Here is a 25,311-nt window from a genome sequence, read left to right on the forward strand (position 1 = left end):
ATGTGTTTGCTTCATGGTTCTATACGAGATTACCGGGTAGTACATGTGGAGTAACAAAAAGAGAGAAAGTGAATATTAACCCCAAAAACGAAAAGGAATGAACAAACGTCCGATTCTTGTCGCCTTCAGTAACCAGAAAGGCGGTGTGGGCAAGTCCACGGTAACGATAGTACTTGCCAGTTATTTCAATTATGTAAAAGGGTTGAATGTTGCAGTTGTTGACTGTGACTATCCCCAGTTTAGCCTGGACAAACTACGGGGAAGGGATTTGAAGAACCTGGAAAAGAGCGAGTATCACCAGCGGCTTTTCTGCCGCCAGTTTGAGAACAGCACTCGCAAGGCCTATCCGATAGTCACTTCTACTCCGGAAGAGGCCGCAAAGATTCCCGGCAGGCTGGAAGGTGATTATGACCTGATATTCTTCGACCTTCCCGGTACGGTCAATTCCCGTGGAGTGTTCGAGTCCGTCATGAACATGGATTTTATTTTCACCCCCATCGTGAAAGACCGGATGGTCATGCAGAGCAGTCTTTCCTTTGTTTCGACCGTGCAGGATTTCATTGGCCAGCATCCGAATGCTCCCTTGAAAGACATACGTCTGTTCTGGAACCGCATGGACAGCCGTACGTCCAAGGAACTCTTTGTGATGTACAATACCATCATATCTCGTATGGGATTGAAGGTGTTCGATACCGTGCTTCCTGACCTTGAGCGATTTAACAAGGAGATGACTCCCTTGTCCAGACAGCATTTCCGCTGCACCTTGCTTCCTCCTTCTGAAATTCTCCTAAAAGACAGCAGACTGGAAGCATTTGCGCAGGAAATGGAACGTATCATTTTTCCCGGATAAAAACTATGGCAAAGAAAAGAGAAATATTCAAGGTGAATGAAGATGCCCTGAAGGACATGATGGCCAGTGAGTCCATCTCATGTGCCAAACCAGAGACAGGCAGCATTGAAAATCTACCTTCCAGAGAATCAGAAAATGAAGTGCAAGAGGCGGAAAAACGTGAGCAGAAGAAGTTACGCAAAGCGGTACACAGCGACCCGAATATGGATGAAAGGCTGGACCTGTATCGGACGCAGTTTTTGGAACGAAAAAAAACTGTCCAAAAGCGGCAGACCTATATCAGTTACGAAATCTATCAAAGATTGGCCCGTGCACTTCCCATTTTTAATGCAGATATGACTATACCCGCTTTTCTGGACAATGTGCTGACGCATCATCTGGATACTTATAGTGAAGAACTTGACGAGCTATTTCGTCGCAATACCCAAAAATCATTCTGATATGGAAGAACTGATATACCTGTGTGTCCGGATTGTATGCATCGTTTATCTGCTGTACAGCGTGTATTGCTGGCGGACACGTATCGAAACCGTCTGCACCTTGCTTTATGGAAAGCCACCCGTGAAAAAAGAAAAGCCGGAAGCCTCCGGAACGGGGGCTGTAGCTTCTGAGGATGAGGTGATGGGAAGCACCCGTTACGTCTACCTGGACGAGAATGCCGGCAAGACGGCTGCCCCTTTCATGAGCCAGCCCCTTGAAAAGAACTTCATCGGGGAAGAGGAGAATGTGGAACAGGAAGAGGTAGAATGCAATCTTGCCCTTGAAAAGATGAAACTCCTGCTGCAAGAGCAGGAAGAGCTGGATGCCGGGAACCCCGATGTGGAATCCGTTTCGCCGGTCCTTTCGAGCAGGGATATGGAAACGCTGGGGGAATACCTGGCCCGCAAGGGAGAGGTCGGTGAGGAAAAGGCCCTGCAGGCAGCCCGTATTGTATTCTCCATCCAGCAGAGCAACCTGATTGACATTTTCACGTCCAATGCGGAAAACGCAAAAATGGTGGACGAACTTCTGGACAGGTATCTGGATGAAGACGGAAATCCCAAGCCGCTTCCCCCGAAAGAAAACGAAAACCCTGCGGACGGATGGCGGAAATATATCTGACCATGCGCCATCTGATGCCATCCGGTGCCATCTAATGACACACCTGTCCAACCGCTTTCCTTTACTGATATATTTGTCACCGAAATCAAATTTATGTCAAACCTCAAAAACGATTCTACCATGAGAAAAAGAATCCTCTTATCCGTATTCAGCGTGCTGTTCACAGCCGGTCTTTTTGCACAGGGCCAGGGTCTGGCAGGCATCAACGAGGCCACCAGCCTCATGACTTCGTATTTCGACCCCGCCACCAAGCTCTGCTATGCCATCGGTGCCGTTCTCGGTCTGGTGGGCGGCATCAAGACCTACGGCAAGTTCAGCAGCGGTGATCCGGATACGTCCAAGACGGCGGCGAGCTGGTTCTTCGCCTGCATCTTCCTGATTGTGGCAGCCACCATTCTCCGCTCATTCTTCCTTTAATCCATGGAGTACCGCATCAACAAGGGCGCCGGACGCCCGATTGAGTTCAAGGGACTGAAGTCACAGTACCTGTTCATTTTTGCCGGCGGTCTTGTATCGGTCTTTCTGGTGGTGGTCATCCTCTATATGGCCGGTGTCAGCCAGTGGGTCTGCCTCACGTTCGGGGCCTTCTCCGGTTCGCTGACCGTATGGATGACCTTCCGCCTGAATGCCCGGTACGGGGAACACGGACTGATGAAGGCGCTGGCCGAAAAAAGCCATCCCCGCTACCTGACTGTCCGCCGCCGGATAAGAAGCCTATTAACCCCCAAGAAGAAAAAGAAGAAATGAGAAGCGTATTGAAAATCGCTGAGTTGGAAAGCCGCTTTCCGATCCTGGCCGTGGAGAACAACTGCATCGTCAGCAAGGATGGCGACATTACGGTGGCCTATGAAGTGGAGCTGCCCGAACTCTATACCGTGACATCCGCCGAGTACGAGGCCATGCACGGCACCTGGGTGAAGGCCATCAAGGTGCTTCCCGCCTTTTCGGTCGTGTACAAGCAGGACTGGTTCACCCGGGAAAGCTACTCTGCGGAGGGAGACGTTGCAGAAAGCTTCCTGTCCCGGAGCTATGCCGGCCATTTCAACGAGCGCCCCTATCTGCAGCACCGCTGTTTCCTGTACCTGACCAAGACCACGCGTGAGCGGACCCGCCGCCGGAGCGACTTCAGCACCCTGTGCCGGGGATACATCCTCCCCAAGGAAATCACGGACTGGGATGCCGTGGTGAAGTTCCTCGAAGCCGTGGAGCAGTTCGAACGTATCATGAACGATTCCGGCCATGTTCGGATGAAACGGTTGAGGACGGAAGAACTGGTCGGTACGGAAGACGCTCCCGGGCTGTTCGAAAGGTACCTGGCCCTGGAAATGGAAGACAGACCTCCCGTATTGCAAGACATCTGCCTCGATCCCGGGCGGATGAGGGTCGGTGACAAACGCCTCTGCCTGCATGTCCTTTCCGATACGGAGGACCTGCCCGCAAGCGTGGCTACGGACAGACGCTATGAGCGTCTGTCCACCGACCGCAGTGACTGCATGCTTTCGTTCGCCGCTCCTGTCGGGCTGCTGCTTTCGTGTAACCACATCTATTCTCAGTATGTGTTCATTGACGATGCCCAGGAAATCCTGCAACGCATGGAAAAGACTTCACGCAACATGCTGTCCCTGTCCAGGTACAGCCGGAGCAATGCCGTCAACCATGAATGGACGGAAATGTTTCTGGACGAAGCCCATACCCAAGGACTGCTTCCCGTACGCTGCCACTGCAACGTGCTGGCCTGGGCGGATGACGGCGAGGAACTCCGGCGCATCAAGAACGATACCGGAAGCCAGCTTGCCCTGATGGGCTGCGTCCCCCGTCACAACACGGTTGACACCCCCGTACTCTACTGGTCGGGCATTCCCGGAAATGCCGGTGACTTTCCGGCCGAGGAAAGTTTCCATACCTTCCTGGAGCAGGCCGTCTGCCTGTTTGCCTCGGAGACGAACTACCGCAGCTCTCCCAGTCCGTTCGGCATCCGCATGGCAGACCGCCGGAGCGGTGTTCCGGTCCACCTGGACATCAGCGACCTGCCCATGCGGAAGGGAATCATCACCAACCGCAACAAGTTCATACTCGGACCTTCGGGAAGCGGCAAGTCCTTCTTCACGAACCACCTTGTCCGGCAATATTACGAACAAGGATCCCATATCCTGCTGGTGGATACCGGAAACAGCTACCAGGGACTCTGTAACCTGATCCACAACCGGACCCGTGGGGAGGACGGCATCTACCTGACCTATGAGGAAGACAAGCCCATCGCCTTCAATCCGTTCTATTCGGAAACCCGGCAGTATGACGTAGAAAAGCGTGAGAGCATCCAGACCCTGATACTTACGCTCTGGAAGCGTGAGGATGAAACCCCGAAACGTTCGGAAGAGGTGGCGCTCTCGGGTGCGGTCAATGCCTATATCCGCAGGATTGCCGAAGACCGGACGCTGAAACCCGATTTCAACGGCTTCTACGAGTTCGTGCGGGACGATTATCGCCGGGTGGTTGAGGAAAAGAAAGTGCGTGAAAAGGATTTTGACATAGACGGTTTCCTGAACGTACTGGAACCCTTCTACCGGGGCGGTGACTACGATTTCCTGCTGAATTCGGAAGAGGAACTGGACCTGACCGAAAAGCGCTTCATCGTATTCGAGTTGGACAACATCAGCAGCCACAAGGTCCTTTTGCCTGTGGTCACACTCATCATCATGGAAACCTTCATCGCCAAGATGCGCCGTCTGAAAGGCATCCGTAAGATGATATTGATTGAAGAGTGTTGGAAGGCGCTGATGTCCGCCAATATGAGTGGGTATATCAAGTATTTGTTCAAGACCGTCAGAAAGTATTTCGGTGAGGCAGTGGTGGTCACGCAGGAAGTGGACGATATCATCAGTTCGCCCGTCGTGAAGGAAGCCATCATCAACAACAGCGACTGCAAGATCCTGCTGGACCAGCGGAAATACATGAACAAGTTCGATCATATCCAGAAACTCCTGGGGCTGACCGACAAGGAACGGGGGCAGATCCTGTCCATCAACCAGGCCAACCACCCCGGACGTATCTACCGTGAAGTATGGATCGGACTGGGAGGTACCCATTCGGCCGTATATGCCACCGAGGTCAGCGAGGAGGAATACGCCATCTATACGACGGAAGAATCGGAAAAGCTGGAACTTCAGAAGCTGACGGAAGAACTGGACGGCAATCTGCAGCTGGCTGTCAGGCAGCTGGCCAACCGTAGGAAAGCCGCCAGAAACAGTAACCTGTTAAACCAAGACAACCATGAATGACCCTTTTGAAACCGACCCGCAGAAACGCAGCGAAATCGTGGAGTGCTTCTACTGGTCCCTGATGAACGGCTGGGATATTCCGCGGGATATCCGTGAACACTACGGCTTTTCCAAAGACTACGAACTGTACCGGCAGCTGGAGGACATGGATCCGGAGGAATACAGGCAGCAGAGGCGGAAAGGTTCCGTGCCCGATATCCTTGAAGTGGATGCCAGGCTGACCCGGGCCGTAGAGCAGGTCTTCGAACGCCTCTGTACCCGCCCGCCCGCTGCGTATCTGGACCGGCTGCATGAAGAATGGCTGAAACTGAAGACACTGGAAGCCGATCCCGAACATGTGGAAAACCCGTTTGTGACACCTTCTTTTCTGGTCAGGTACGCTATAGACCGGAGTGCTTCCGACACCGTCAGACAAAAGCAGGCGCAGACAGCCTGCAGGAAACTGGAGGAATGGATGGCGGGGATGACCGGCAAAAGGCAAACCCGGGAAACGGAGCCGGCTTCACGTCCGTTACGCAATCGGCAGCCTTGCCGGAAAGCCCATATACCGGTTGTCGCCAAACCGAAAGGACGCGGGAAGGGACTCTGAACAGATGGCAAAATAAGAACAACATCATGAAAAGACAAGACATGAAAAACAGACAGTTGTACAGACTGGCCGCCTGCCTGGTCGGGGCGGCAACGCTGCTGCTCCAGAGCTGCAGCGGAAACAGAAACTGTGACCGCCTTTGCGGTTCATGGAGCAGTGTGGAAGGCAAGCCGGACGTCCTTATCTATAAGGAAGGGGATGCCTACAAGGTGACGGTGTTTTCCAGAAGCGGCAGGACGAGAAAACTGAAGCCGGAAACCTACCTGCTGGTGGAAGAGGACGGGAACCTGTTCATCAACACCGGCTACCGCATCGATGTCGCCTACAACGAGGCGGCCGACATACTGACCTTCTCCCCGAACGGGGATTATGTAAGGAAGGAGGTGAAGCCATGAGAAGAGCGGTTCTCCTGCTGGGCATGGGAGCCCTGCTGCTGGCCGGAGAAGTCCGGGCACAATGGGTGGTGACCGATCCGGGCAACCTGGCCCAGAGCATCATCAACATGTCGGACAATATCGTGCACACTTCCGCAACGGCCACCAATACCGCACAGAACTTTGCGGAAACAGTGAAGATCTACCAGCAGTACAAGAAATACTACGATGCGCTGAAATCCGTGAACAACCTGGTGAAGGATGCCCGCAAGGTCAGTGAAATCATCCTGATGGTCGGCGATGTTTCGGAAATCTATGTGACGAACTTCCGGAAGATGCTGGGCGACAAGAATTTTTCCCCGCAGGAACTGGACGCCATCGCTTTCGGGTACACCCGGCTGCTGGAAGAGAGCAACGGCGTGCTGCAGGACCTGAGACAGGTCATCAATGTCAGCACCCTCTCGATGACGGACAAGGACCGGATGGATGTGGTGGACGGCTGTCATGTCAGCATGCGCCGCTACCGCAACCTGGTGAACTATTATACGAACCGGAACATTGCCGTGAGTATCCTCCGTGCCCGGAAGAAGAACGATCTGGACCGCGTACTGGCGCTCTACGGAAGTGAAACCTCCAAATACTGGTAGCCTATGGTTTTGTTATCCGTTGATTTTTCCAATCTCCATACCATACTGGAAAGCCTGTATCAGGAGATGAGGCCCTTGTGCGGGGACATGATGGCGGTAGGTAAAGGTCTGGCCGGACTCGGTGCCCTGTTCTATGTGGCCGTGCGGGTCTGGCAGTCACTCGCCCGTGCCGAACCCGTGGATGTCTATCCGCTGCTGCGTCCGTTTGCCATCGGCATCTGCATCATGCTCTTCCCGACGCTGGTGCTCGGAACGATGAATACGGTACTGAGTCCGATCGTGCAGGGAACCCACAGGATGCTGGAGGGGCAGACGATGGACATGCAGCAGTACCGGGAACAGAAGGACCGGCTGGAACGGGAAGCCATGCTGCGGAATCCGGAAACGGCCTACCTGGTGAGCGATGAGGAGTTCGACCGTCAGATAGACGAACTCGGCTGGTCTCCCGATGCCATGGCCACCCGGATGGGCATGTACATGGAAGTGGGCATGTACAGTCTGGAAAAGAGCATCCGCGACGGCTTCCGCAGCCTGCTTGAGCTGCTGTTTGCAGCCGCTTCCCTGCTGATAGACACGATCCGTACCTTCTTTCTGGTGGTTCTCTCCATCCTCGGTCCGGTGGCTTTCGCCTTCAGCGTGTGGGACGGCTTCCAATCCACGCTCAGCCAGTGGTTCACCCGTTACATATCCGTCTATCTGTGGCTCCCGGTGAGTGACCTGTTCAGCTGCATGCTGGCCAAGATACAGGTGCTGATGCTTCAGAACGACATCCTGGAGCTCCAGAACAATCCCAACTATTCGCTGGACAACTCCAATTCCGTGTATGTGATCTTCATGCTCATCGGTATCATCGGCTACTTTACCGTACCGACCGTGGCCGGCTGGATTGTACAGGCCGGTGGAGCGGGCAACTACAGCCGCAACATCAACCGTACCGCAACCAAGGCCGGAGGATTTGCCGCGGGCGCAGCCGGCTCAGCATTGGGCAACATCGGAGGACGCCTGCGTGGAAAATAACCGAAAAACAATCATGAACAGATGGAATTCAAGTCATTGACCAATATCGAAAGCAGTTTCAGACGGATACGTCTGATGCTGGCAGCCTTTGTGGCATGTTGCACGCTCGTGACCGTCTTCGCCCTGTGGCACTCCTACCGCTTTGCGGAGAAGCAGCGCGAGAAGATCTATGTGCTGGACGGCGGCAAGTCGCTCATGCTGGCCCTCTCGCAGGATCTGGCGCAGAACCGTCCGGCCGAAGCCCGGGAGCATGTGCGCAGGTTCCATGAACTCTTCTTCGGCCTGTCACCGCAGAAAGACGCCATCGAGCACAACATCAACCGTGCGCTCCAACTGGCCGACAAGAGTGCCTACCACTATTATGTGGATTTTGCCGAAAAGGGGTATTACAACCGTCTTATATCCGGCAACATCAACCAGGCGGTGCGGGTGGACAGCGTCCTCTGCGACTTTTCCGCCTACCCCTACAAGGCCCGTACCTATGCCCGGCAGATGATCATCCGGCAGAGCAACGTGACGGAGCGTTCGCTGGTCACCGAATGCCAGCTCCAGAACACTTCCCGTTCGGATGACAACCCCAACGGATTCATCATCGAACACCTGACCATTCTTGAGAACAAGGACCTGAGGAGTGTGGAGCGATGAGAAGGAATCCGATCAGGCAGGCAGACCTGGCACTCAGGCTGTTCTGCCGCCGGCTGGGTCGGAAACAGCGAAAGATTGTCCTGGGCATCCTGTTCGTCCCGTTTGCCCTTTCCTGTATCTGTACGGCCGTTGTCCCTCTGACAGACGGCAGGAACCGTGATACGGAATATCTGTGGATGAGACAGGACACACTCCGGAAACATTTTATTCAAACGATAACCGAAGATGCAGAAAGAAGAAATCAAGAAACAGCTGGAACGGCTGCTCAAGCCGTTCAGGATTCCGTTCCGCAGGGACGGGGAACCGCTGACTGAGGAACAGAAGCGCCGTCGTGCCCGCTTCGTGGTATATCCGCTCATGGGCCTGCTGTGTCTGGGCAGCCTTTACCTGATATTTTCTCCTTCGAAGGAGGAAGAGACCAGACAGAACCGGGGGAAAGGGTTCAATACCGAAATCCCTTCCCCCGAGGACAAGGAACTGGAAGGCAACAAGAAGGATGCTTATGAGAAGGCATTGCTGGAACAAGAAAGCCGGAAACGGAAAACCTTCTTTGATACGGCCGAATCCATGTTCCGGAACGAACAGCCGAAGGACAGTGTCCGTTTGCCGGATACCTTTCCCAAGGAACCGGATGCAGACCCGGAAAGGATGGAAGGTCCTGCCGGAGCGGTCACTTCCTCCGCCGGAGCATACCGGCAGATGAACCGTACCCTCGGGAGCATCTATGAACCGGCGGCGGATCCAGAAAAGGAGAAGCTGCTGGAAAGAATCGAAGAGCTGGAACGGCAGCAGGCGGACAGACAGGAAACATCCCCGGGAATGGAAGAGAAAATGGCCCTCATGGAAAAGTCATATGAACTGGCCGCCAGGTACAACAGCCGGCAGGCAGCCCCGTCCGCCATGCCTGCTGCAAAAGCGGAAGACCGTCCGGCCATGCCGGTCAAGCGGCTGCAGAACCAGGTGGTGTCCAGCCTTTCCGCACCCCTGACGGAAGAGGAGTTCCTTTCCGTCTATGCCGGTGAACGGAATACCGGATTCCACACCCCCGTCGGCAGGAAGACCGTGACAACCGGAAATACCATTGCCGCCTGTGTGCATGGTACGCAGACCGTATCCGACGGGCAGGCTCTCCGGCTCCGGCTTACGGAACCCATGGCCGTGGCAGACCGGTTCATCCCGAAAGGGACCGTGCTGGTCGGTGCAACCCGGATCCAGGGGGAACGGCTGGAAATCGTCATTCATACCCTGGAAGCGGGTGGCAGCATCCTTCCTGTGGAACTGGAAGTCTATGATACGGACGGGCAGCAGGGAATCCTGATTCCCCATTCGCTGGAGTATGATGCCGCACGGGAAATTGCAGCCAACATGGGCAGTTCGATGAACAGCAGCATCAACATCTCCACCGATGCCGGAGCCCAGATTGCTTCGGATGTGGGTAAAGGCGTGCTGCAGGGCGTCTCGCAGTATATCACCAAAAGGATGCGTACGGTCAAGGTCACGCTCAAGGCCGGACACCGGGTGCTGCTCCATTCCCCGGAACAATAAGAAACAATGAACATCAAAACAATCGTTAAACCCAAGCACATGAAGAAGATTCTGATGGTATTTGCCCTCCTGACGGGCATGCTGGCTGCCATGGCGCAGCAGAGCAACGGAGATCTGTATGAAGGACTGACCCGGAAAATCGGTTTCAGCCGGATGATTCCACCCCACGGGCTGGAGATCACGTACGACAAGACCGTCCACGTCATTTTCCCCGCACCGGTGAGATACGTGGACCTGGGGTCACCCAACCTGATTGCCGGCAAGGCTGACGGTGCCGAGAATGTCATCCGCGTGAAAGCCACGACCCGCCATTTCCGGCAGGAGACCAACATGTCGGTCATTACCGAAGACGGAAATTTTTACACCTTCAATGTCAAGTATGCCGATGAGCCCCTGCTGCTGAATGTGGAGATGTGTGACTTCATCCATGACGGGGAATCGGTGAACCGTCCGAACAACGCCATGGAAATCTACCTGACAGAACTTGACAACGAGTCCCCCCGGCTGGTCCGGCTGATCATGAAGTCTGTCCATGAGAATGACAAGCGCCGTATCCGCCACATCGGCAGTAAGCGTTTCGGGGTCCAGTTCCTGCTGAAGGGAATGTATACCCACAACGACCTGCTCTATTTCCATACCCAGGTGAAGAACACCTCGCACGTACCGTTCGATGTGGACTTCATCACCTTCAAGATCGTGGACAAGAAAGTGGTGAAGCGGACCGCCATGCAGGAGCAGGTGATTTATCCGTTGCGTGCCTATAATTATGTGACACGTGTAAACGGCAGGGACTCGGAATGTACGGTATTCGCCCTTCCCAAGTTTACGATACCGGACGACAAGAAACTGGTGGTCGAGATGCTTGAGAAGCAGGGTGGCCGTCACCAGCGTTTTGAAGTGGTCAATGAAGACCTTGTCCGTGCAGAAACCGTCAACGAACTGAAAGTACGATGAAGAGAAAGTGGATGTGTATGCTGGTCTGCCTGCTTGCCCTCTCCGTAGGGCAGGCTGCTGCCCAGCGCTGCCTGCCCGGGATGCAGGCCGTGGAAATGCGTGGAGGCATGGCTCCTTCAGCAGGTTATTTTGCCGGCTTGGGTGTGACCACCCATGCCAAGGGCGGCAACAGATGGGTGTTCGGTGCGGAATACCTCTACCGGAAGCATGATTACCGGACGGTCACCTTGCCGTCTGCGCAGTTTACCGCTGAAGGGGGCTATTATCTCCAACTACTATCCGATGCAGGGAAAACCCTCTTCTTTCACGCGGGAGTGTCCGCATTGGCCGGATACGAAACGCTGAACTGGTCGGAACGGACACTGTATGACGGGGCCCGGCTGAAGAACGGGGATGCCTTTGTCTATGGCGGTGCCCTGACCCTGGAAATGGAAGTTTACCTCAGTGACCGGATTGCCTTGACTGCCTCCGTGCGGGAACGCTTCCTGTGGGGCGGCAGCCTGGACCGTTGCCAGTTGCAGTGCGGTGCCGGATTCCGATTTTATCTGGATTGATGCAGGATGGAGATAGAACAGCTCAGGCAGGTGCCTTTGGTCGACCTGCTCACCCGGTTGGGGTTTGCTCCCGCTTACCGGAGAGGACAGGATGTATGGTACAGGTCTCCGCTGCGGGAAGAGCGGACTGCCTCGTTCAAGGTGAATACAGACCGGAATGTTTGGTTCGATTTTGGGCTCGGCAAAGGTGGTGACATATTCCACCTTGCCGGAGAACTGACGGGAAGTACGGACTTCAGCAGGCAGGTGGATTTTCTCTCGGGTCAATCGGAACACTTGCCGTTGGCTCCTCAGCCAAGGTCCGCCCGGCAGCCATCGGCATCCTGTTTCGAACAGGTGAAGGTAGCCGGCCTGTCCCATCCGGCCTTGAAGGATTACTTGGAGAAAAGGGCAATACCACCGTTTCTGGCCCAAACGCACTGCCGGGAAATATCCTACAGTATCCGTGGAAAGCGGTATTTTGCCATCGGCTTTGCCAACCGGAGCGGTGGCTACGAGGTACGCAATCCCGGGTTTAAGGGATGCATCTCTCCAAAGGACCTGTCCTTGGTTCCTCTTTCAGATCACAAGCAGGACAAGTGCTGCGTGTTTGAAGGAGTGATGGATTTCCTTTCAGCCTTGGTCCTGGGACTGGCAGGGAAAGAAGACTGTCTGGTCTTGAACTCCGTGTCGAATCTGGAAAGGTCGTATGACTTGCTGGACAGCTACCGGGAAATCCGGTGCTACTTGGACAGGGATGCTGCCGGGCAGTCAGCGTTGAACAAATTGCTCCAACGATACGGAAGCCGCCTTTCTGACGGATCCGGAGTCTATGAAGGAAGCAAGGATTTGAATGAACATCTGATAAAAGTGAAAGAAAACACATGAAGACAACAAGTATGAAAAACGAAAGAAGAATGGCCGGCTGGCTGGTTTTGTGGTGTATGGGATTACTGGCGATGGCGGTTTCCTCCTGTGATTCGGAGTTGGATGTGCAGCAGCAGTACCCGTTTACGGTGGAAACCATGCCGGTCCCCAAACAGCTGGCCAAGGGTGAAACGGCGGAAATACGCTGTGAAGTGAAGAGTGAAGGGGATTTTGACGGAACAGTCTATACCATCCGGTATTTTCAGTACGATGGAACGGGTTCCTTGAAACTGGAGAACGGGACGGTATTCAAACCGAATGACCGCTATCTGCTGGAAGATACCAAATTCCGGCTGTATTATACTTCCCGGTGTAATGAAGCGCAGAATCTGGTTGTGGTGGTAGAGAACAACTGGGGAGATTGGGTGGAGATGGAATTCGATTTCAACCATGCCGATGGGGAGTCTGAGGATGACACGGAAAGTCCGCAGCCGGATAAAGAAGGAGGTGCATGACAAGACAGACTAAACGACGCAGTATGCTTTGGGCACTCTTTCTGACTATCCTTGCAGGAGGATTGAATGCCCAGGGAAATGCGGTCAATCCGCTTTGGGAATCGGCTGTTGAATGTATCATGAAATACGAAAGTTGGCATGGTCCGGAACATTATCCCTATGTGGCATTTGGTCATCGTATCCGTCCGGGCGAACGGTTTCCATCCCGTTTGACGAGAAAGGAAGGGGAACAGCTTTTAAGAAAGGATCTGAAGGAACTGTGTGCCCTCTTTCGCCATTTGGGAAAAGATTCATTGATTATAGCTTGCCTTGCTTATCAGGTGGGTCCATACCGGCTTCTCGGCTATGGAAAGATGCCCAAAAGTACATTGATCAGAAAGCTGGAATCCGGTAACAGGGATATCTATGCAGACTTTGTGAAATATTGCCATTACAAAGGAAAGAAGATTCCGTCCATAGAAAGAAGAAGGAAAGAAGAATACGAACGGTTGTTCGTACCCTGAATGTAGCGCCAGCCGTGAAGCATCATGCAGTTCACGGCTGGCGCTTTACAATGTCCGGTTCAGAAGGATGGACAGGGGATAGATGAACCGGTTGTATTGTTTCAGTGCCTCCAAATCCAACGTCGCGTTTCTGTACGGATTAGATTCCTCCGAGTAGAAATAGACGTCCGTAGTATGGTTCCCGTTTTGGACAAATATGCCGTTCAAAGGAATCTCATTGACATCTTCAAAACTCTCCAAGGGAAGTTTTTCAATGGAGCCGGTTTCTCTGTTGCCAAGCGTATTGGCATAACGGTTGAAAAGAACAAATCCCTTTTGGGCATAATCAATCCGTATTCCATAGGGTCGGTTGCAATAAAAACCGACCTTCGCTTTTTCCTGTAAGTCATTCATTATACATACGGTTTTGTTTTGTTGCTGAATTCTGTTTCTGATTTTCTTTTGTTTTCTTTCCAAATTTGACTTCACACAATAATCATACGCTTCCTTACGGAATGCTTCACGTTGCCGGGTACCGGTTTTGCCGAACTCGGCATCCATGAGGTTATCTATGCTGGTCAGGGGCTTGTCTGTTGTATCCATCATACCTTTTTGAATTTCATACAAAGTCAAAGATTGGCTGTTTCGATGCTGTCATACTGGATCCGGAGAGCCAGGATTCCTTTCAATAGGCTCATAATGGTTGTTTGCATCAAAGCAATGCGCGCAGGTACCCGGAAAATCGGTAATCAGCCGGTGTCTGATAGAGTCTATACCTTTGAACACGGTAAACCAGATGGACCATTGTCCGTTACAATGGGCATAGTCTATTACATCATCTTCTGCTATAGCACCTTTCAGGTAGAGTTCTTTGTATCTGGATGCCTTGTTCCATGCTTCAAAGCGATATTTCCATCGGAAGTCTTTCGGAGAAGGAGACTTGTCAGTTCCAGGGTATCTTTGAAGCTGTATCAGATCCAACAAATTCTGGGCTTTCTTCCTTGACAGTTCCGACATATTGCCATTGACATGAACTCTCCCTGTTTCATCATAGATAAGACTATAATAAGTATTGTTCAAATGAGGCCAGTGACAATCGGCATCCACTTTTGTGCCTTTATTGCTGTTGCAGACTTTACAGCACAACAGGAAATTATCCCATGCTGTCTCAGCTCCACCTTTACTTTTAGCAGCAAGATGTTCCACATCCAGCGTGGGGATTTTTTCACATCCCTCGCAATAGGAACAAAAAGCACCGATGTTGGCACTCAAAGGGAACTTGGCATCACCATAATCAGGATAATGTTCCTTTATCCGATGTTCTACCTTTTGGTTGTTCGAATCCGTGTAACAGATCAGTTCTCCGGGTCGTTTTTTCTCAACAGGTCTCATAATTGTTTCTGCCTTGCTTTAAGTTCCGTCTTGACCAGCGCAAGATAGGCCGGGTCATCGCTGAATTCCGCTTCGATTTCGTTAAGGCGAGCCTTTAGCTCATCTCTGTCCGCACTTCCCTTATCGGTTGCTTCAAACAAGCGTGATGCAACTTCCACCATTTCATTGAAGCGTCTGCTCCGGATATCTTGCTGCAATCCCATACGTTCTGAAGTGATATCCTCCAGCCCCTCCCGGAAGGGTTCTCCAGAGGTCAGGACATTTGGGTCAAAGCTTACAAGTTGTCCTTCCTGAAGACTTTGAACAATGAAAGGACTATGCGTGGATACGATGAACTGTATCATGGGAAAGGCATTTGTCAGATCCTGCAAGACATGTTTCTGCCAGTGCGGGTGCAAATACAGGTCTATTTCGTCAATCATGACAATTCCGGGAGTCATCTTGATTGCATGCTGTCCTAGAAAACCGTTCAGTTCAATACAGCGGTGAGCGATTTCAGCGACAATGTTGATCATGGACTGAAGTCCGTCACTCATGTAGGAAAAGTGATGACGGGATGGGGTATGTCCGGTAACGCTGACCACGGCTTCAATCTCTCCGTTGTCGAAATCTATCTCAGACAAGGCTGGAATGGCCTGCTGCAAAGCTTCAAAAAAAGCCTCTCTTGTGCCTTCAAATTCTTTCCTGTCTTTGATATTCTTGTCGTAGTGCTTCAACCACTCCATGGCTCCCTCGAAATCCACTTTGTCATGCAAGGCAAATTTGTAGGCTTTTTCAATTCGGGATGCCCTTTCTTTGACTGTAGACTTGCTTTTGGCCTGAGCATCACTGGTCCTTTTAGCTCCAAAGGAAAGGACTAACGGATAAATGGAGTTCTCTTTCTCTTCATTCCTTAAATGTTCCATATGGTGAACCGCATCAATCAGTTCACCTGCCGAAACGCGTGTATGTGTGGTGTAATTGCCTGCATATTCCCTGTACCAACGGATGGGTATAAATGACACTTCAGGACAATGCCCATCCGAAGATGTGGTTATCGGAAAATCGGCATGGATGGTTATTCTGGGCTTCTCTGTATTGGGAACATAATCTCTCAGCTCCTGGTCAAATCTCATGAATTTGTCGAGTGAACTGAAATTGCGGCGATAGGAAGTTCCACCGGGAAGCGTTTTCAGGCTCTGCAGATAAGCTCCCAAACCCACTTGAAGCGCTTTCAGCAAGGTGGTCTTACCGGCCGTGTTGTTTCCGATGACAACCGTAAGGTTTCCATTGAAAGTGACTGTCTCGTTCTGGAAACCTTTGAAATTGACTATATTGACCTCTTTGATTCTCATATGCTTTGAATGTTTTTATGCGATTCCATTGTCCCATATTAAACAAAACGGTTCAATCAACAATAAGTTCGCTTCTTTTTACATCAAGTAATTTGGAAATTTGATTGATGGTCTGCAAATCCGGCTGCGTTTTTTGCGAGCACCATTTGCTGACAGTGCAGGTTGACTTTCCCAACTGCTCTGCCAGCCATTTGCTGGTAACATGCTTTTCTGCCAAAACAGCCTTGATCCTATTCAGATTTTTATCTTTATCCATATACAAAATTAAACTTCAGCGCAAAGTTATATAATTTATTCTACATTGCATCCTGATTCATAATTTTCTTTGGATATCCGGTTTTGAATATCTGCGGTCATCAGTCCCATAAAGAAGGCGGCAGGTTCTTTTCCAGATATTCCAGTTCTTTTGCAGCATTCAACAGGTGTCGTATCTGGTTGTCCGCTGTATGATTGTCAGCATATTCTTCCTTGCTGATGCGTCGGATGGAAGGCAGACCGCTGAATTGCAGGGTCGGATTGACTTTCCAGCCGTCCGTAAACTTGTCCGGCATGAGGCTGTCGTGACAGATGACCTCACCGACACACCCGTGAATCAGCATGTTGCATACGGTCATCATGCAGCAGGTCCGGCTGATGTCTTCACCGACCAGGTAATTGCCCGGAAAATGTACATGGTAGGCCAGCAGCAGCCTTCCGCTTCCGCAGGTCGGGTCACTGATGCGTTTGCCCGTAGTGCCTTTCTCAGTCCTTGTACATTGGACCATCAGCTCGCAGATGGAAGCCGGGGTGAAAAACTGGCCGAGATACTGCTGCCCGCTTTTTGAACAGTAGGCCATGTGAAGCTCCCCGAATGCATCGAACCAGCCGGACAGGGCAGTCTGCCGTTGCATGATGCCGACCCATTCCCGGGTCATCTCCAGGAATGCCATATTCTGCTGCCGCTTGTATTTCCAGTCCTTCAGGGGTGGAGCACCCGGTGAGAATCCGTGTATGATATACCGCAGCAGGTCATTGAACACCTGCTGGACTTCGTAGCCGCATTCTCCGGCCAACCGGCTGATGATTCGGTCGAGCGGCTTGACTTCGTTGGATAATTCAAATTTTGCCATATGCTTGTTGTTATAGGTGATTGTTTTCCGTGTATGCTTCCCGGTTCTGTACATACCGCTCCACTTGCCGGGCGACCATGTCACAGAACTTCTGTCCTTTGTCCTCCTCTCCTCTGAAATAGGCTATCATGCCCAACAGGTTCTTTTCGTAGTAGTGGACCCATTTCTCGTAGTAGTGTGCACCCGGCACGGAACCGAAGGTTTCCTGAAACAGCTCCCGCGTCAGTTCTTCATCCGGATACCGGTTGTATTCCCAGAAAGCCAGTTTCAGCCATTCGTTATAGTTCAGTTTCATCAGACAAATGATTTTAATGGTGATACATATATATAAGGTAAGAGGCATACAGGTGGAGATGATGTTCCTCTCCTGTATGCCTCATGCCGCAATCCGGATGCGGTTTACGTATGGATGCTCCATCCGTGGAAACGGTCCAGGGTTACGGCAAACGACCGGTCCGGGCTGCCGTGATACAGCAGTCCGCCCACAATGCCGATTTTTCCGTCCGCATACCGTTCGCAGAATCCGAACGAATAAGGGGCTGAGTCATAATAAAGTTCGATTTCACAGCCTTGTCCGTTCTTTTCCCATTGCTGGAGACGTTCCAGGCAGTTCTGCAATGTCCGGTCCTGGATGGAGTTGGCATACTGTACGACCTTGTCGTAATGTTCTTGTGAACAACAGATTTTCATGATGATAGAATTTTAAAAGTGAATGAATCGTTTGATATTCAGTCTATCCAGAATGTGCCGCAATGAGGGCAGCGGCATCCGGTCGGATAGTTGTTGGAGTAGCGTACGTCACGGTGACGCTTGTAGTTCATATCTCCGAATGTGCATCGTCCGCTGCGGAAAGTCCTTTCATAAGCCTCTTCCTGCTGTTGGTATCCGGTCATCCGGCTTTTCCGGATGGAACCGTTGAAGGGCCGCATGTCCGTCTCCCACCGGGTGGCCTGGCACCAGTCGTGGCTCATGCCGCAGATCTCAACCGCATAGGAATAATGTACCTGTGAATCCACAAACAGATTCTCCCGGCAGAACGGCAGGGTGATGTCCAAGGGAATGTGTACGTGATAACCTGAACCGTTGCGGCTGTCAACGATGGCCACCACCACATTTCCGCCGAAGCGGATACGTTGGAAATCCTCCTTCTTTCCGGGACTGATGAGTCTGTCAAACCGGGCATTGAAGTAAATCCGTAGTTCTCCGCCGTATGAAGCGTTTTCAACGAGTTCTTTAACCGGTCCGTCAAATTTTCCTTTGGGAAGGCGGAGTGCACGCCGTACCTTGTAGCATGCCATGGATACCGATTCACCCCGTTCCGGGCAGCCTGTGCTGTAACCGTCTATTTCTACTCCGAGGGAATAGAACAGATTGGTGTCGCAGGAATTCCGTATCAGGTCCTTTGCCGGATTCGAATCATTCCGCTCATAGATGAGGTCACGGATCTGTTCCTCGTGTTCTTTAAACAATCCGGACAGACCCGCTTTCTCCATATTTCTGCGTGTCTCGTCCATATATTCCTCCAGATTCTCCTGTTCCTGGCTTTCATACCATTCGAAACTCTTTTCATACAGACTTTCCAGGCTGTTGGACCGGAGACATTTCTCCTGAATATCTTCATGTTCATCCAGACTGTCCCGGTAATCCACATAAAATAGGCAGACATATCTGGGCAGAAACTCCGTAATTTGCGATATAGGGTTCATAGGATTGGATATTTTAAGTTATACCATTTTGTTTTTCAGTTTTCGGCTGTCAGTTCATCTTCATATACTTCCAGCTCCAGGCCGCTCTCGACCACCCGTACCAGCCAGCGGTAAGGCAGTCTCTCAATCAGTTCAACGGCACGGTATCCCCTGTAGGGGCGTTTCAGAAATACAATGTCTCCTTCTTTCATTACAGGATAGCTTTTAAGGTGGATGAATCGGAAATGTTTTCCATGCAATTCTCTCTTTTGACCGTCCTCAGCCGCTTCAGCAGATAGAGGAAGTAGTCCCGGTCGTAGATACGGAAAAGGAATTCTTCTCCGGTCTCCTTGACCTGCCCGAAGAAAGTGGCGGATTCCCGGTTGGTGGGATACTGGAAAAAGCAGCCGCCGGAAATGAGGGTAAGATTTTCCTGGAACGCACGGTCCATCAGGCAGTCCGGTGTTTCATAGGGACCTTTTCCCCAACAGTACCGGTAATGGCTGTTCCGCAGGCTTTTCAGGGTATGGGTCATATCTGTCCTTGCCTGCCGGCGGTCATCCCGGTAGACAAGGTTGCACAGGAAAACCGGTGCTTTGCCGTCCACTGAAAAGGAATAAGGTGTCATATGCCAGAGGTCCGTGTCGTTATCACCGACCGGTGTATCCTTCCCTTTGAGGAGGAAAGCCTTCCGCCGTATCAGTTCCATGTGCCGGTCCACTTCCTTGTCCAATATGGCTTGCGGTGTGCAGACGGACCGGATTCCCTTGAAGAACCGGTTTTCCCGTGTAAAGCAGAATTCGGCCAGTTCCCCGTAATAGGGCTCGGACAGGAAGAAGGAGTCCTCCCGCTTCCGTATCGGTGGAAGCACGTTCAGCCGTTCAAGATATTCCTTCTTCGTGATTTCCTCGAAAGGGGCACACAGTGCCTGCCGGTAAAGGCGCATCCGCTTTTCCATCTGGCGGGATGACAGGGCCGTTATAAACTGATTGTCTTTCCGGATGCGCAGCTCTTCCAGCGTTTCTCCGGTACTGTCGCTGTGCAGTCCGTCTGACATGATTGTCAGGCAGACCCCGCTGAAACAGCGGGAATCTGCAATGAATCGGGTTCGGCTGTCCATGGCTACAGCGGGTTGAGGTTCAACACACGTTGGGCGGCAAGCACCGCATTCTGCGTCAGCTGGCGCTGCCAGGCCTGCTGCCTGGGAGACCACTTGAATCCGGAAGCCTTCAGTTCCTTGCGCATCCCGTCGTTGGGAATGCTGTCGAAGAGGATCTGCAGCCGGTCGGCTTCGTAGTTCCAGACCAGCGTTCCCCCTTCAAACGCCACTTCCCGTTTTTCTTTCTCCCGGATTTCTTTCAGTTTCAGCCGGTTCTGGCGGGCCACTTCCGGCAGTTGGAAAAAACGGTTGCGTGCCGTGATGACCGGCTTGCTGCTGCGGGCATTGTACTCCCGGACCAGGTCCACCGCCTTCTCCACGATTTCCACTTCACCCTTGCCGGCATAGGTGCTTACCTTGTTCAGGATGCTGCTGACGAACAGGGCACGGCTGTACCCTCTGGCCCGTCCTGCATCAATTTCATGGATGGTGTGTGCGCTGCTGGAAATGTCCCGTTTCAAGCGGTTCCATGACTCTTCCTGATGTTTTTCCAGATTGGAAACATCCTTCATTCTTTCATTTTCTTTCATGTCTCATTGATTTTTAGGTGAAACTTCCGGTTCCGTGGAACCGGTATTTGATTTGATTGTATATCCTTTTGTCCGTTCATGCATCTGTTTCATGGCAGGACAGGAATCCGTAGTCAGCCGAGTCATCCGGCACATCGTCCCATACCAGCCGGTAATCCTCGTAGATCCGGCTCCAGTCCTCTGCAGACAGGCGCGGAAAAGAGGGGGAATACAGGCTGCGGAGGTCTTCCAGCGACAGGGACGGGTGCCGGTGCAGGATGTCGTGAATCTCCTCCTCGCACTCGAAGAGGGAATCATAGAGTGCATCCGTCCCCTGATGGACATAGACGGCTGTGCAGTCCTCAATGAGATGCTCCACGAAGTCCAGACATTTCTGCAGGTCCTTCTTGACGGTGATTTCCTCATCCGTATGGGCATTGTAATAGCCGCAGCTGACATTGGCACAGCTCACTTCCAGCCCGTTCTCCTTCAGCGTGAGGACATCCGTCATCAGCCCGTTGTTCTCCGCATAGCCCCACCTTTCGGGAGCAGCCTCCCGGATGAACTCTCCGGAACACAGCTCCGTGAAGCTGATGGCTGTAATCAGGTCGGAATTCCCTTTCCGGTCGGGCTGGACGACAAACCGCACGTCGTCAAAGAACGGCATGTATGCCCGGGAACTGCCCCTGCACCCGGTTTCCTCCTCACGGAAGAACACGACCTTGAGGACATCGTATTTCCGCAGGCATTCCAGACAGATGAAGATGCCGTTCTTGTCATCGGCCCCCAGGTTCTCGAATCTCCGCTTTGACGGGGAATAGCCGAAGAGGATGCCTTTGGCTTCGACGGCCCTAAAGTCCTTTGAATGCCTGCAATGGGACACCTGGTCCAGATGGCTCACCAGGCAGGGATAGGACTCGCCGCTTCCCTTGGTTACATACAGGTTCCCGAAGCTGTCCTTTTCCAGGCTGATTTCTCCGGGAAGCCCGTTGATGTAGGAACAGAGGAAGCGGACCATCTTCTGTTCCTTTCCGCTCGGGCTGTATATGCTATACAGCTTCTTCAACAGTTGCGTATTCATGTTCTTCTTCATAAGCGTTCGTATCATCGGAATAATTCAGTGGAAGGCCGGTTTCCGGATCCAGCAGGTCGTAGTATTCATCTTCGAAACAGCCCGCCTGCCCGTTCTCCAGCAGACTTTCCACGGTATCCACATGGATGGTCTGGGACCGGTAATCTTCTTCCTGCGGGTTCCAGATATGGATGTCCGTCAGTTCGTCCGCATCTTCAAACCAGGCCTTGTCATATTCGGAGTAATGCCAGTAGTTTTCCTTGTGGCTGCTTTCGGCATCCTCCCGGCATTGTTCGCAGCAATAGTATTCTTCGGTGATTTCCGAGTAGACGGAGTGGTCTGTCAGGCAGTAGCCTTCGCACCAGTCACAGCAGACCGTATCATCGTGATGGTAATAATCACCGCAGGAGGATATGTAGTTGAAATCCTCCAGGTCGTCCACATCCACTTCGATTTCCCGTCCCTGCATGTAGCAGACCCGGGTTTCCGTGCAGTAGCGCTGGTGGTATTCATCCCATGCCTCGTCGCTTTCGTCGTCATCGCCGTTCAGATTCCGGTCGGTCGTGTCCAGCAGGTAGTCATCTTCCGAATGCTTGTAGTTGTAGGCCTTCCTTTCATCGTAGTCGTACCACTTGAAGGAATCCTGATAGGAAAGCGTATTGTCCATGCCCAGGTCGCAGTCTATCTCAAACCGGCGGTCAAAAAGCGAACTTCCGTCAATGCCGACAAATGCGTTCGCTTCATGGCAGGACGCCCCCACAATCTTGTATCCGTCGATGCGGTTTTCCTGGATCAGCTTGTTGACCAGCATGTATTTCAGCATCTCGTCCTCACCGGTGGTATACTGGCGCTCCAGCAGCCTCCACCGTCTGTTGTCCTGGTCGGTCACTTCGGTGAACAGGACAGCCCTTGCTACAATCTTTCCTTCCTCGTCCTTGAGATAGGCCGCTTTGGCCTTCACCGAGTCCAGATAGAAGAAATGTCTGTCCTTGTCCGTCATGCAGGAGTTGAAGTCTCCCTTGCACCGGTAGCTGTCATAGATGGCCTCGAAGTTGTTGTCCACATGCAGCTCCATATTGGACGTACAGCCCAGGGTGAACGTGTACCACTGCTTGGTGAACACGTCCCCGCACAGCCAGTTCACGACACTCGGGGAAAGGACCTTTCCTACGGAGGTCTCCAGCATGACGGCTCTCAGGAACTTGGCCGACTTCATCTTGAACACCCTGCTGCGTTCCATATTGACATAGCGGATGGAACCGTAGTCACCGTCTTCACAGATACCGCGAGATTCATCCGTGCGGAACTGCCCGGACCAGTAGGTGCATCCGATCAGCTCCACCTTGTGGGGAAGCGAATCATCTCGCTTGCCGGAACTGCATACGGCATCGGTGACAGACTGCTGCAGTTGAGCCATGTCCTTGATGTCAAGCAAGGTGAAATCATTCCTTTCCCGGCAATATTTCAGCAGGGCTGCATTCTTCAGATGGCTGAGCAGGATCTTGTTCTTTCTGACCTCTGCGCCGTTGCTTCTTTTTTCCACTGCGAAAATTTCCTTAAACTCTTCGTAGTTCCTAAACCGATAGTACAACATAGGCTAAAGGGTTGTGGCGTTAATGACTGGGTTATTTCCAAATGGCGGAATTGACCGGTCCGCCTGTTCTTCCCTGCCGGTATAGGCACATCCGCTTTCCGGTACGTATTCCGGAAAACCTTTCCAAGACTGGTATCTTTTCATGATTCTTGATGGATTAAATTTGACATGACCGGCTCCTTGGAGCGCGGTATTCCTGTTTCTTACATGCCCCGTCCTGTTTTTTGCCTTGTCCAAAGCAAGGCTTGGCGGAAAAAATACCGGAACGGAGTGAGGATGATTTTTTCCTGCCAACCAGCCCGCAAGGGCCGCCTTGCCTGCGACAAGGCAAAAAGCTATCTTTGCAGGGAAGAATCAGGAATATCTGCGGATGGATACTTGAAGAACTGCTGTCTGTTTGAGGGAATAAAAAAACGGGAATAACCTTGGATGGCTACTCCCGTTGTTGAGGTGAGGGTGGTTTTTACCGTTATGGATGGGTTGGCAATGCAAATTTGTCCTGTAAGGTCTGCATTTCAAATGCGATAGTGGAATTCATGATTTTTGCATAGATTCGGGTGGTACGTATATCCGTATGCCCCAGCATCTTGGCAATGGACTCCAATGAAACCTTGTTCGCTATGGCCAAGGAAGCGAATGTATGGCGTGCGATATGTGTGGACAGTTTCTTCTTGATGTGACAGATGTCGGCTATTTCTTTCAGGTACCCGTTCATGCGCTGGTTGGAAGGGACCGGCAGCAGGAATCCCCTTTCAGAGTAGCCCGGTCTCGACTTGTATTTTTCCAGAATCAGTCGGGGGATATCCAGAAGGGGGATGTCGCACATGTTGTCCGTTTTTTCCCTGGCCTTGCGGATCCACCAACGTCCGTCGTCAGCCTGCACGATGTGTTCAGCCTTCAGGTGCTTTACATCCGTAAAGGCGAGTCCGGTGAAAGAACAGAAGATGAAAATGTCCCGTACGGTTTGCAGACGCTCGATGTCGATGTCTTTGGCAATAATGCGGCGAAGTTCAGATTCATTCAGAAAGTCCCGGTTGGTCTTGGTCTGCTTGAAATGGATGTCGGCAAACGGGTCTTCATTGATCCACTTTTTCAGAATGGCGGTCTTGGTGATTTTTTTCAGGTTCTTCAGGTATTTGACCGTAGCATTTTGGGCACATCCCTTTTGGGTCTTGATGAAATGTTCGAATTTGGTGATGAACTCATAATTGATGGATTTGAGAGGAATGTCGGCGCAGTTGTACTGTTCGCGCATGAATTCCACCAGGTAACGGACCGTCCGTTCATAACGCAGTACCGTCCCTTTTGCATATTCCTTGTCCATCAGTTCCCGGTACTCCTGATTATGCTCATTGAATGTTTCAATCAGCATTTTGGGTGAGTCATACCCTCCATAGAAGATGTTCTTGATGGTTACGGCAGTAATGGGCTTGCCGTCCGCCTCCAGTTGTCGGTGTATTTGGAAAACCCTGTTTCTAACCGTTTCAAGATAGAGGTTGATTTCCTGGTGTTTCCTGTCCTTTCCGACAGCACATCCTTTCAAGTGGTTCCATTTGTCCGGTTCCACACTCCGTTTGACTTGTACTTCAGCGCGTTTGCTGTTCACTGTAATACGCATACAGATGGGTGCCTCTCCATTTTTTAGAAGCTTGGATTTCTTGATGAAGAACAGCACCGAAAATGAGTTGTTTTGCATGGCCATACTCTTTGTTTTTGACGTTGTAAAATTACTGTTTTTAACGCGAGTTGGATTTATGCAAAATACAGATATTCAATGAAATAGAACCTAAAAAGGTGGACTTTTTTAGACCGGAAATCAAGTCCACCTTTTCGTCCACCTCGTAAATGCCGTAAAGTGCCTCAATTTGCCGTTTTGTAGAAAAGAAAAACCGCTGACAATGTTTGATTATCAGCGGTTTACGTTAAATTGCTTTTTGTTTGAGTGATCCGCCTGGGGCTCGAACCCAGGACCCCAACATTAAAAGTGTTGTGCTCTACCTGCTGAGCTAGCGAATCAGTCCTTTGTCGCATCGGTTATTTCCCGATTGCGAGTGCAAAGG

General features: G+C 51.7%; 31 protein-coding genes, 1 tRNA gene and 1 pseudogene. 18 read left to right on the forward strand and 15 right to left on the reverse strand.

The window, feature by feature from the left end; all coding sequences use genetic code 11:
- Window positions 1-97: 97 nt before the first annotated feature.
- The 18 genes from ACDG22_RS09315 (at window position 98) to ACDG22_RS09400 (ending at window position 13,418) form a co-directional block, all read left to right on the forward strand.
- Entirely contained in the window at window positions 98-850 is a 753-nt protein-coding gene (locus tag ACDG22_RS09315; RefSeq protein ID WP_009127066.1) for a ParA family protein, read from the forward strand.
- 5 nt (window positions 851-855) lie between these two features.
- Window positions 856-1,290: a DUF3408 domain-containing protein gene (locus ACDG22_RS09320; protein WP_009127067.1), complete on the forward strand. Its 435-nt coding sequence runs from the start codon at window positions 856-858 to the stop codon at window positions 1,288-1,290.
- Window position 1,291: 1 nt separating this feature from the next.
- On the forward strand, window positions 1,292-1,951 hold the full coding sequence (locus ACDG22_RS09325; protein ID WP_009127068.1) for a DUF4122 family protein: 660 nt from the start codon (window positions 1,292-1,294) through the stop codon (window positions 1,949-1,951).
- A 93-nt stretch (window positions 1,952-2,044) separates the two neighbouring features.
- Window positions 2,045-2,368 (forward strand): DUF4134 domain-containing protein, encoded by a 324-nt coding sequence (locus ACDG22_RS09330; protein ID WP_229089538.1) that lies wholly within the window; start codon window positions 2,045-2,047, stop codon window positions 2,366-2,368.
- 3 nt (window positions 2,369-2,371) lie between these two features.
- Window positions 2,372-2,698: a DUF4133 domain-containing protein gene (locus ACDG22_RS09335; protein WP_009127070.1), complete on the forward strand. Its 327-nt coding sequence runs from the start codon at window positions 2,372-2,374 to the stop codon at window positions 2,696-2,698.
- Window positions 2,695-5,229, forward strand: coding sequence for a TraG family conjugative transposon ATPase (locus ACDG22_RS09340; protein WP_039969931.1), 2,535 nt, complete (start codon window positions 2,695-2,697; stop codon window positions 5,227-5,229). Before ACDG22_RS09335 ends, ACDG22_RS09340 begins: the two co-directional genes overlap by 4 nt.
- The gene (locus tag ACDG22_RS09345; protein WP_370858864.1) at window positions 5,222-5,818 is read left to right on the forward strand and encodes a hypothetical protein; all 597 of its coding nucleotides are present in this window, start codon (window positions 5,222-5,224) and stop codon (window positions 5,816-5,818) included. The genes ACDG22_RS09340 and ACDG22_RS09345 overlap by 8 nt, the downstream gene beginning before the upstream one ends.
- A 41-nt stretch (window positions 5,819-5,859) precedes the next feature.
- The gene (locus ACDG22_RS09350; protein WP_039969960.1) at window positions 5,860-6,213 is read left to right on the forward strand and encodes a DUF3876 domain-containing protein; all 354 of its coding nucleotides are present in this window, start codon (window positions 5,860-5,862) and stop codon (window positions 6,211-6,213) included.
- Window positions 6,210-6,839 carry a DUF4141 domain-containing protein gene (locus tag ACDG22_RS09355; RefSeq protein ID WP_009127076.1) on the forward strand — a complete coding sequence of 210 codons (630 nt, stop codon included), beginning with the start codon at window positions 6,210-6,212 and terminating at the stop codon, window positions 6,837-6,839. Before ACDG22_RS09350 ends, ACDG22_RS09355 begins: the two co-directional genes overlap by 4 nt.
- 3 nt (window positions 6,840-6,842) lie before the next feature.
- Window positions 6,843-7,856, forward strand: coding sequence for a conjugative transposon protein TraJ (gene traJ, locus ACDG22_RS09360; RefSeq protein ID WP_370858865.1), 1,014 nt, complete (start codon window positions 6,843-6,845; stop codon window positions 7,854-7,856).
- 21 nt (window positions 7,857-7,877) lie between these two features.
- Window positions 7,878-8,501 (forward strand): conjugative transposon protein TraK, encoded by a 624-nt coding sequence (gene traK / locus ACDG22_RS09365; protein WP_009127078.1) that lies wholly within the window; start codon window positions 7,878-7,880, stop codon window positions 8,499-8,501.
- Window positions 8,498-8,815, forward strand: a complete 318-nt coding sequence (locus ACDG22_RS09370) for a hypothetical protein (protein WP_143722933.1) — start codon at window positions 8,498-8,500, stop codon at window positions 8,813-8,815. Before traK ends, ACDG22_RS09370 begins: the two co-directional genes overlap by 4 nt.
- Entirely contained in the window at window positions 8,727-10,046 is a 1,320-nt protein-coding gene (gene traM / locus ACDG22_RS09375) for a conjugative transposon protein TraM (protein ID WP_346970852.1), read from the forward strand. The genes ACDG22_RS09370 and traM overlap by 89 nt, the downstream gene beginning before the upstream one ends.
- 39 nt (window positions 10,047-10,085) lie before the next feature.
- Window positions 10,086-11,000, forward strand: a complete 915-nt coding sequence (gene traN / locus ACDG22_RS09380; RefSeq protein ID WP_039969962.1) for a conjugative transposon protein TraN — start codon at window positions 10,086-10,088, stop codon at window positions 10,998-11,000.
- The gene (locus ACDG22_RS09385) at window positions 10,997-11,554 is read left to right on the forward strand and encodes a conjugal transfer protein TraO (protein WP_009127081.1); all 558 of its coding nucleotides are present in this window, start codon (window positions 10,997-10,999) and stop codon (window positions 11,552-11,554) included. Before traN ends, ACDG22_RS09385 begins: the two co-directional genes overlap by 4 nt.
- Before the next feature lie 6 nt (window positions 11,555-11,560).
- On the forward strand, window positions 11,561-12,421 hold the full coding sequence (locus tag ACDG22_RS09390) for a toprim domain-containing protein (RefSeq protein ID WP_009127082.1): 861 nt from the start codon (window positions 11,561-11,563) through the stop codon (window positions 12,419-12,421).
- An 11-nt stretch (window positions 12,422-12,432) separates the two neighbouring features.
- On the forward strand, window positions 12,433-12,915 hold the full coding sequence (locus ACDG22_RS09395; protein ID WP_370858868.1) for a DUF3872 domain-containing protein: 483 nt from the start codon (window positions 12,433-12,435) through the stop codon (window positions 12,913-12,915).
- Window positions 12,916-12,938: 23 nt separating this feature from the next.
- Window positions 12,939-13,418: a glycoside hydrolase family protein gene (locus ACDG22_RS09400; RefSeq protein WP_143722936.1), complete on the forward strand. Its 480-nt coding sequence runs from the start codon at window positions 12,939-12,941 to the stop codon at window positions 13,416-13,418.
- A gap of 45 nt (window positions 13,419-13,463) precedes the next feature.
- Here ACDG22_RS09400 and ACDG22_RS09405 read toward each other — a convergent pair whose 3' ends face one another.
- The 15 genes and pseudogenes from ACDG22_RS09405 to ACDG22_RS09475 form a co-directional block, all read right to left on the reverse strand.
- A complete protein-coding gene (locus ACDG22_RS09405; RefSeq protein ID WP_039969963.1) occupies window positions 13,464-13,811 on the reverse strand; it encodes a hypothetical protein in 348 nt (115 codons plus the stop codon).
- Between the two features lie 240 nt (window positions 13,812-14,051).
- Entirely contained in the window at window positions 14,052-14,789 is a 738-nt protein-coding gene (locus ACDG22_RS09410; protein ID WP_009127087.1) for an HNH endonuclease, read from the reverse strand.
- A complete protein-coding gene (locus tag ACDG22_RS09415; RefSeq protein WP_009127088.1) occupies window positions 14,786-16,123 on the reverse strand; it encodes an AAA family ATPase in 1,338 nt (445 codons plus the stop codon). The genes ACDG22_RS09410 and ACDG22_RS09415 overlap by 4 nt, the downstream gene beginning before the upstream one ends.
- A gap of 52 nt (window positions 16,124-16,175) precedes the next feature.
- Window positions 16,176-16,379 carry a helix-turn-helix transcriptional regulator gene (locus ACDG22_RS09420; RefSeq protein WP_009127089.1) on the reverse strand — a complete coding sequence of 68 codons (204 nt, stop codon included), beginning with the start codon at window positions 16,377-16,379 and terminating at the stop codon, window positions 16,176-16,178.
- A gap of 100 nt (window positions 16,380-16,479) precedes the next feature.
- The gene (locus tag ACDG22_RS09425; protein ID WP_009127090.1) at window positions 16,480-17,232 is read right to left on the reverse strand and encodes an N-6 DNA methylase; all 753 of its coding nucleotides are present in this window, start codon (window positions 17,230-17,232) and stop codon (window positions 16,480-16,482) included.
- A gap of 10 nt (window positions 17,233-17,242) precedes the next feature.
- Window positions 17,243-17,527 carry a hypothetical protein gene (locus tag ACDG22_RS09430; RefSeq protein WP_039969964.1) on the reverse strand — a complete coding sequence of 95 codons (285 nt, stop codon included), beginning with the start codon at window positions 17,525-17,527 and terminating at the stop codon, window positions 17,243-17,245.
- A gap of 104 nt (window positions 17,528-17,631) precedes the next feature.
- On the reverse strand, window positions 17,632-17,922 hold the full coding sequence (locus ACDG22_RS09435; RefSeq protein WP_009127092.1) for a DUF4120 family protein: 291 nt from the start codon (window positions 17,920-17,922) through the stop codon (window positions 17,632-17,634).
- Between the two features lie 38 nt (window positions 17,923-17,960).
- Complete coding sequence (locus ACDG22_RS09440; RefSeq protein WP_370858866.1) at window positions 17,961-18,938, reverse strand: hypothetical protein; 978 nt, start codon at window positions 18,936-18,938, stop codon at window positions 17,961-17,963.
- Between the two features lie 35 nt (window positions 18,939-18,973).
- Window positions 18,974-19,129: a hypothetical protein gene (locus ACDG22_RS09445; protein ID WP_009127094.1), complete on the reverse strand. Its 156-nt coding sequence runs from the start codon at window positions 19,127-19,129 to the stop codon at window positions 18,974-18,976.
- Window positions 19,129-20,037 carry a hypothetical protein gene (locus tag ACDG22_RS09450; RefSeq protein WP_370858867.1) on the reverse strand — a complete coding sequence of 303 codons (909 nt, stop codon included), beginning with the start codon at window positions 20,035-20,037 and terminating at the stop codon, window positions 19,129-19,131. Before ACDG22_RS09450 ends, ACDG22_RS09445 begins: the two co-directional genes overlap by 1 nt.
- A gap of 2 nt (window positions 20,038-20,039) precedes the next feature.
- Window positions 20,040-20,567, reverse strand: a pseudogene (locus ACDG22_RS09455) (hypothetical protein); the annotation flags it as partial.
- Between the two features lie 115 nt (window positions 20,568-20,682).
- Window positions 20,683-21,666: a zinc-binding metallopeptidase family protein gene (locus tag ACDG22_RS09460; RefSeq protein ID WP_039969936.1), complete on the reverse strand. Its 984-nt coding sequence runs from the start codon at window positions 21,664-21,666 to the stop codon at window positions 20,683-20,685.
- Window positions 21,635-23,251 (reverse strand): hypothetical protein, encoded by a 1,617-nt coding sequence (locus tag ACDG22_RS09465; RefSeq protein WP_039969938.1) that lies wholly within the window; start codon window positions 23,249-23,251, stop codon window positions 21,635-21,637. Before ACDG22_RS09465 ends, ACDG22_RS09460 begins: the two co-directional genes overlap by 32 nt.
- 469 nt (window positions 23,252-23,720) lie before the next feature.
- Complete coding sequence (locus ACDG22_RS09470; protein ID WP_009127101.1) at window positions 23,721-24,953, reverse strand: site-specific integrase; 1,233 nt, start codon at window positions 24,951-24,953, stop codon at window positions 23,721-23,723.
- A gap of 241 nt (window positions 24,954-25,194) precedes the next feature.
- Window positions 25,195-25,267, reverse strand: a tRNA-Lys gene (locus ACDG22_RS09475).
- Window positions 25,268-25,311 lie beyond the last annotated feature (44 nt).

The organism is Phocaeicola coprocola (assembly GCF_041333015.1).
Classification (GTDB): Bacteria; Bacteroidota; Bacteroidia; order Bacteroidales; family Bacteroidaceae; genus Phocaeicola; species Phocaeicola coprocola.

Coding starts and splice junctions, on each gene's coding strand:
- traK (WP_009127078.1), top strand. CDS start 7,878: ATGGAATTCAAGTCATTGACCAATATCGAAAGCAGTTTCAGACGGATA.
- ACDG22_RS09390 (WP_009127082.1), top strand. CDS start 11,561: ATGGAGATAGAACAGCTCAGGCAGGTGCCTTTGGTCGACCTGCTCACC.
- ACDG22_RS09370 (WP_143722933.1), top strand. CDS start 8,498: ATGAGAAGGAATCCGATCAGGCAGGCAGACCTGGCACTCAGGCTGTTC.
- ACDG22_RS09440 (WP_370858866.1), bottom strand. CDS start 18,938: ATGAACCCTATATCGCAAATTACGGAGTTTCTGCCCAGATATGTCTGC.
- ACDG22_RS09410 (WP_009127087.1), bottom strand. CDS start 14,789: ATGAGACCTGTTGAGAAAAAACGACCCGGAGAACTGATCTGTTACACG.
- ACDG22_RS09450 (WP_370858867.1), bottom strand. CDS start 20,037: ATGGACAGCCGAACCCGATTCATTGCAGATTCCCGCTGTTTCAGCGGG.
- ACDG22_RS09340 (WP_039969931.1), top strand. CDS start 2,695: ATGAGAAGCGTATTGAAAATCGCTGAGTTGGAAAGCCGCTTTCCGATC.
- ACDG22_RS09325 (WP_009127068.1), top strand. CDS start 1,292: ATGGAAGAACTGATATACCTGTGTGTCCGGATTGTATGCATCGTTTAT.
- ACDG22_RS09315 (WP_009127066.1), top strand. CDS start 98: ATGAACAAACGTCCGATTCTTGTCGCCTTCAGTAACCAGAAAGGCGGT.
- ACDG22_RS09320 (WP_009127067.1), top strand. CDS start 856: ATGGCAAAGAAAAGAGAAATATTCAAGGTGAATGAAGATGCCCTGAAG.
- ACDG22_RS09350 (WP_039969960.1), top strand. CDS start 5,860: ATGAAAAACAGACAGTTGTACAGACTGGCCGCCTGCCTGGTCGGGGCG.
- ACDG22_RS09395 (WP_370858868.1), top strand. CDS start 12,433: ATGAAAAACGAAAGAAGAATGGCCGGCTGGCTGGTTTTGTGGTGTATG.
- ACDG22_RS09430 (WP_039969964.1), bottom strand. CDS start 17,527: ATGAAACTGAACTATAACGAATGGCTGAAACTGGCTTTCTGGGAATAC.
- ACDG22_RS09385 (WP_009127081.1), top strand. CDS start 10,997: ATGAAGAGAAAGTGGATGTGTATGCTGGTCTGCCTGCTTGCCCTCTCC.
- ACDG22_RS09405 (WP_039969963.1), bottom strand. CDS start 13,811: ATGAATGACTTACAGGAAAAAGCGAAGGTCGGTTTTTATTGCAACCGA.
- ACDG22_RS09335 (WP_009127070.1), top strand. CDS start 2,372: ATGGAGTACCGCATCAACAAGGGCGCCGGACGCCCGATTGAGTTCAAG.
- ACDG22_RS09330 (WP_229089538.1), top strand. CDS start 2,045: ATGTCAAACCTCAAAAACGATTCTACCATGAGAAAAAGAATCCTCTTA.
- ACDG22_RS09355 (WP_009127076.1), top strand. CDS start 6,210: ATGAGAAGAGCGGTTCTCCTGCTGGGCATGGGAGCCCTGCTGCTGGCC.
- ACDG22_RS09445 (WP_009127094.1), bottom strand. CDS start 19,129: ATGAAAGAAGGAGACATTGTATTTCTGAAACGCCCCTACAGGGGATAC.
- ACDG22_RS09460 (WP_039969936.1), bottom strand. CDS start 21,666: ATGAATACGCAACTGTTGAAGAAGCTGTATAGCATATACAGCCCGAGC.
- ACDG22_RS09415 (WP_009127088.1), bottom strand. CDS start 16,123: ATGAGAATCAAAGAGGTCAATATAGTCAATTTCAAAGGTTTCCAGAAC.
- ACDG22_RS09345 (WP_370858864.1), top strand. CDS start 5,222: ATGAATGACCCTTTTGAAACCGACCCGCAGAAACGCAGCGAAATCGTG.
- ACDG22_RS09420 (WP_009127089.1), bottom strand. CDS start 16,379: ATGGATAAAGATAAAAATCTGAATAGGATCAAGGCTGTTTTGGCAGAA.
- ACDG22_RS09400 (WP_143722936.1), top strand. CDS start 12,939: ATGCTTTGGGCACTCTTTCTGACTATCCTTGCAGGAGGATTGAATGCC.
- ACDG22_RS09465 (WP_039969938.1), bottom strand. CDS start 23,251: ATGTTGTACTATCGGTTTAGGAACTACGAAGAGTTTAAGGAAATTTTC.
- ACDG22_RS09425 (WP_009127090.1), bottom strand. CDS start 17,232: ATGGCAAAATTTGAATTATCCAACGAAGTCAAGCCGCTCGACCGAATC.
- traN (WP_039969962.1), top strand. CDS start 10,086: ATGAAGAAGATTCTGATGGTATTTGCCCTCCTGACGGGCATGCTGGCT.
- ACDG22_RS09470 (WP_009127101.1), bottom strand. CDS start 24,953: ATGGCCATGCAAAACAACTCATTTTCGGTGCTGTTCTTCATCAAGAAA.
- ACDG22_RS09435 (WP_009127092.1), bottom strand. CDS start 17,922: ATGAAAATCTGTTGTTCACAAGAACATTACGACAAGGTCGTACAGTAT.
- traM (WP_346970852.1), top strand. CDS start 8,727: ATGCAGAAAGAAGAAATCAAGAAACAGCTGGAACGGCTGCTCAAGCCG.
- traJ (WP_370858865.1), top strand. CDS start 6,843: ATGGTTTTGTTATCCGTTGATTTTTCCAATCTCCATACCATACTGGAA.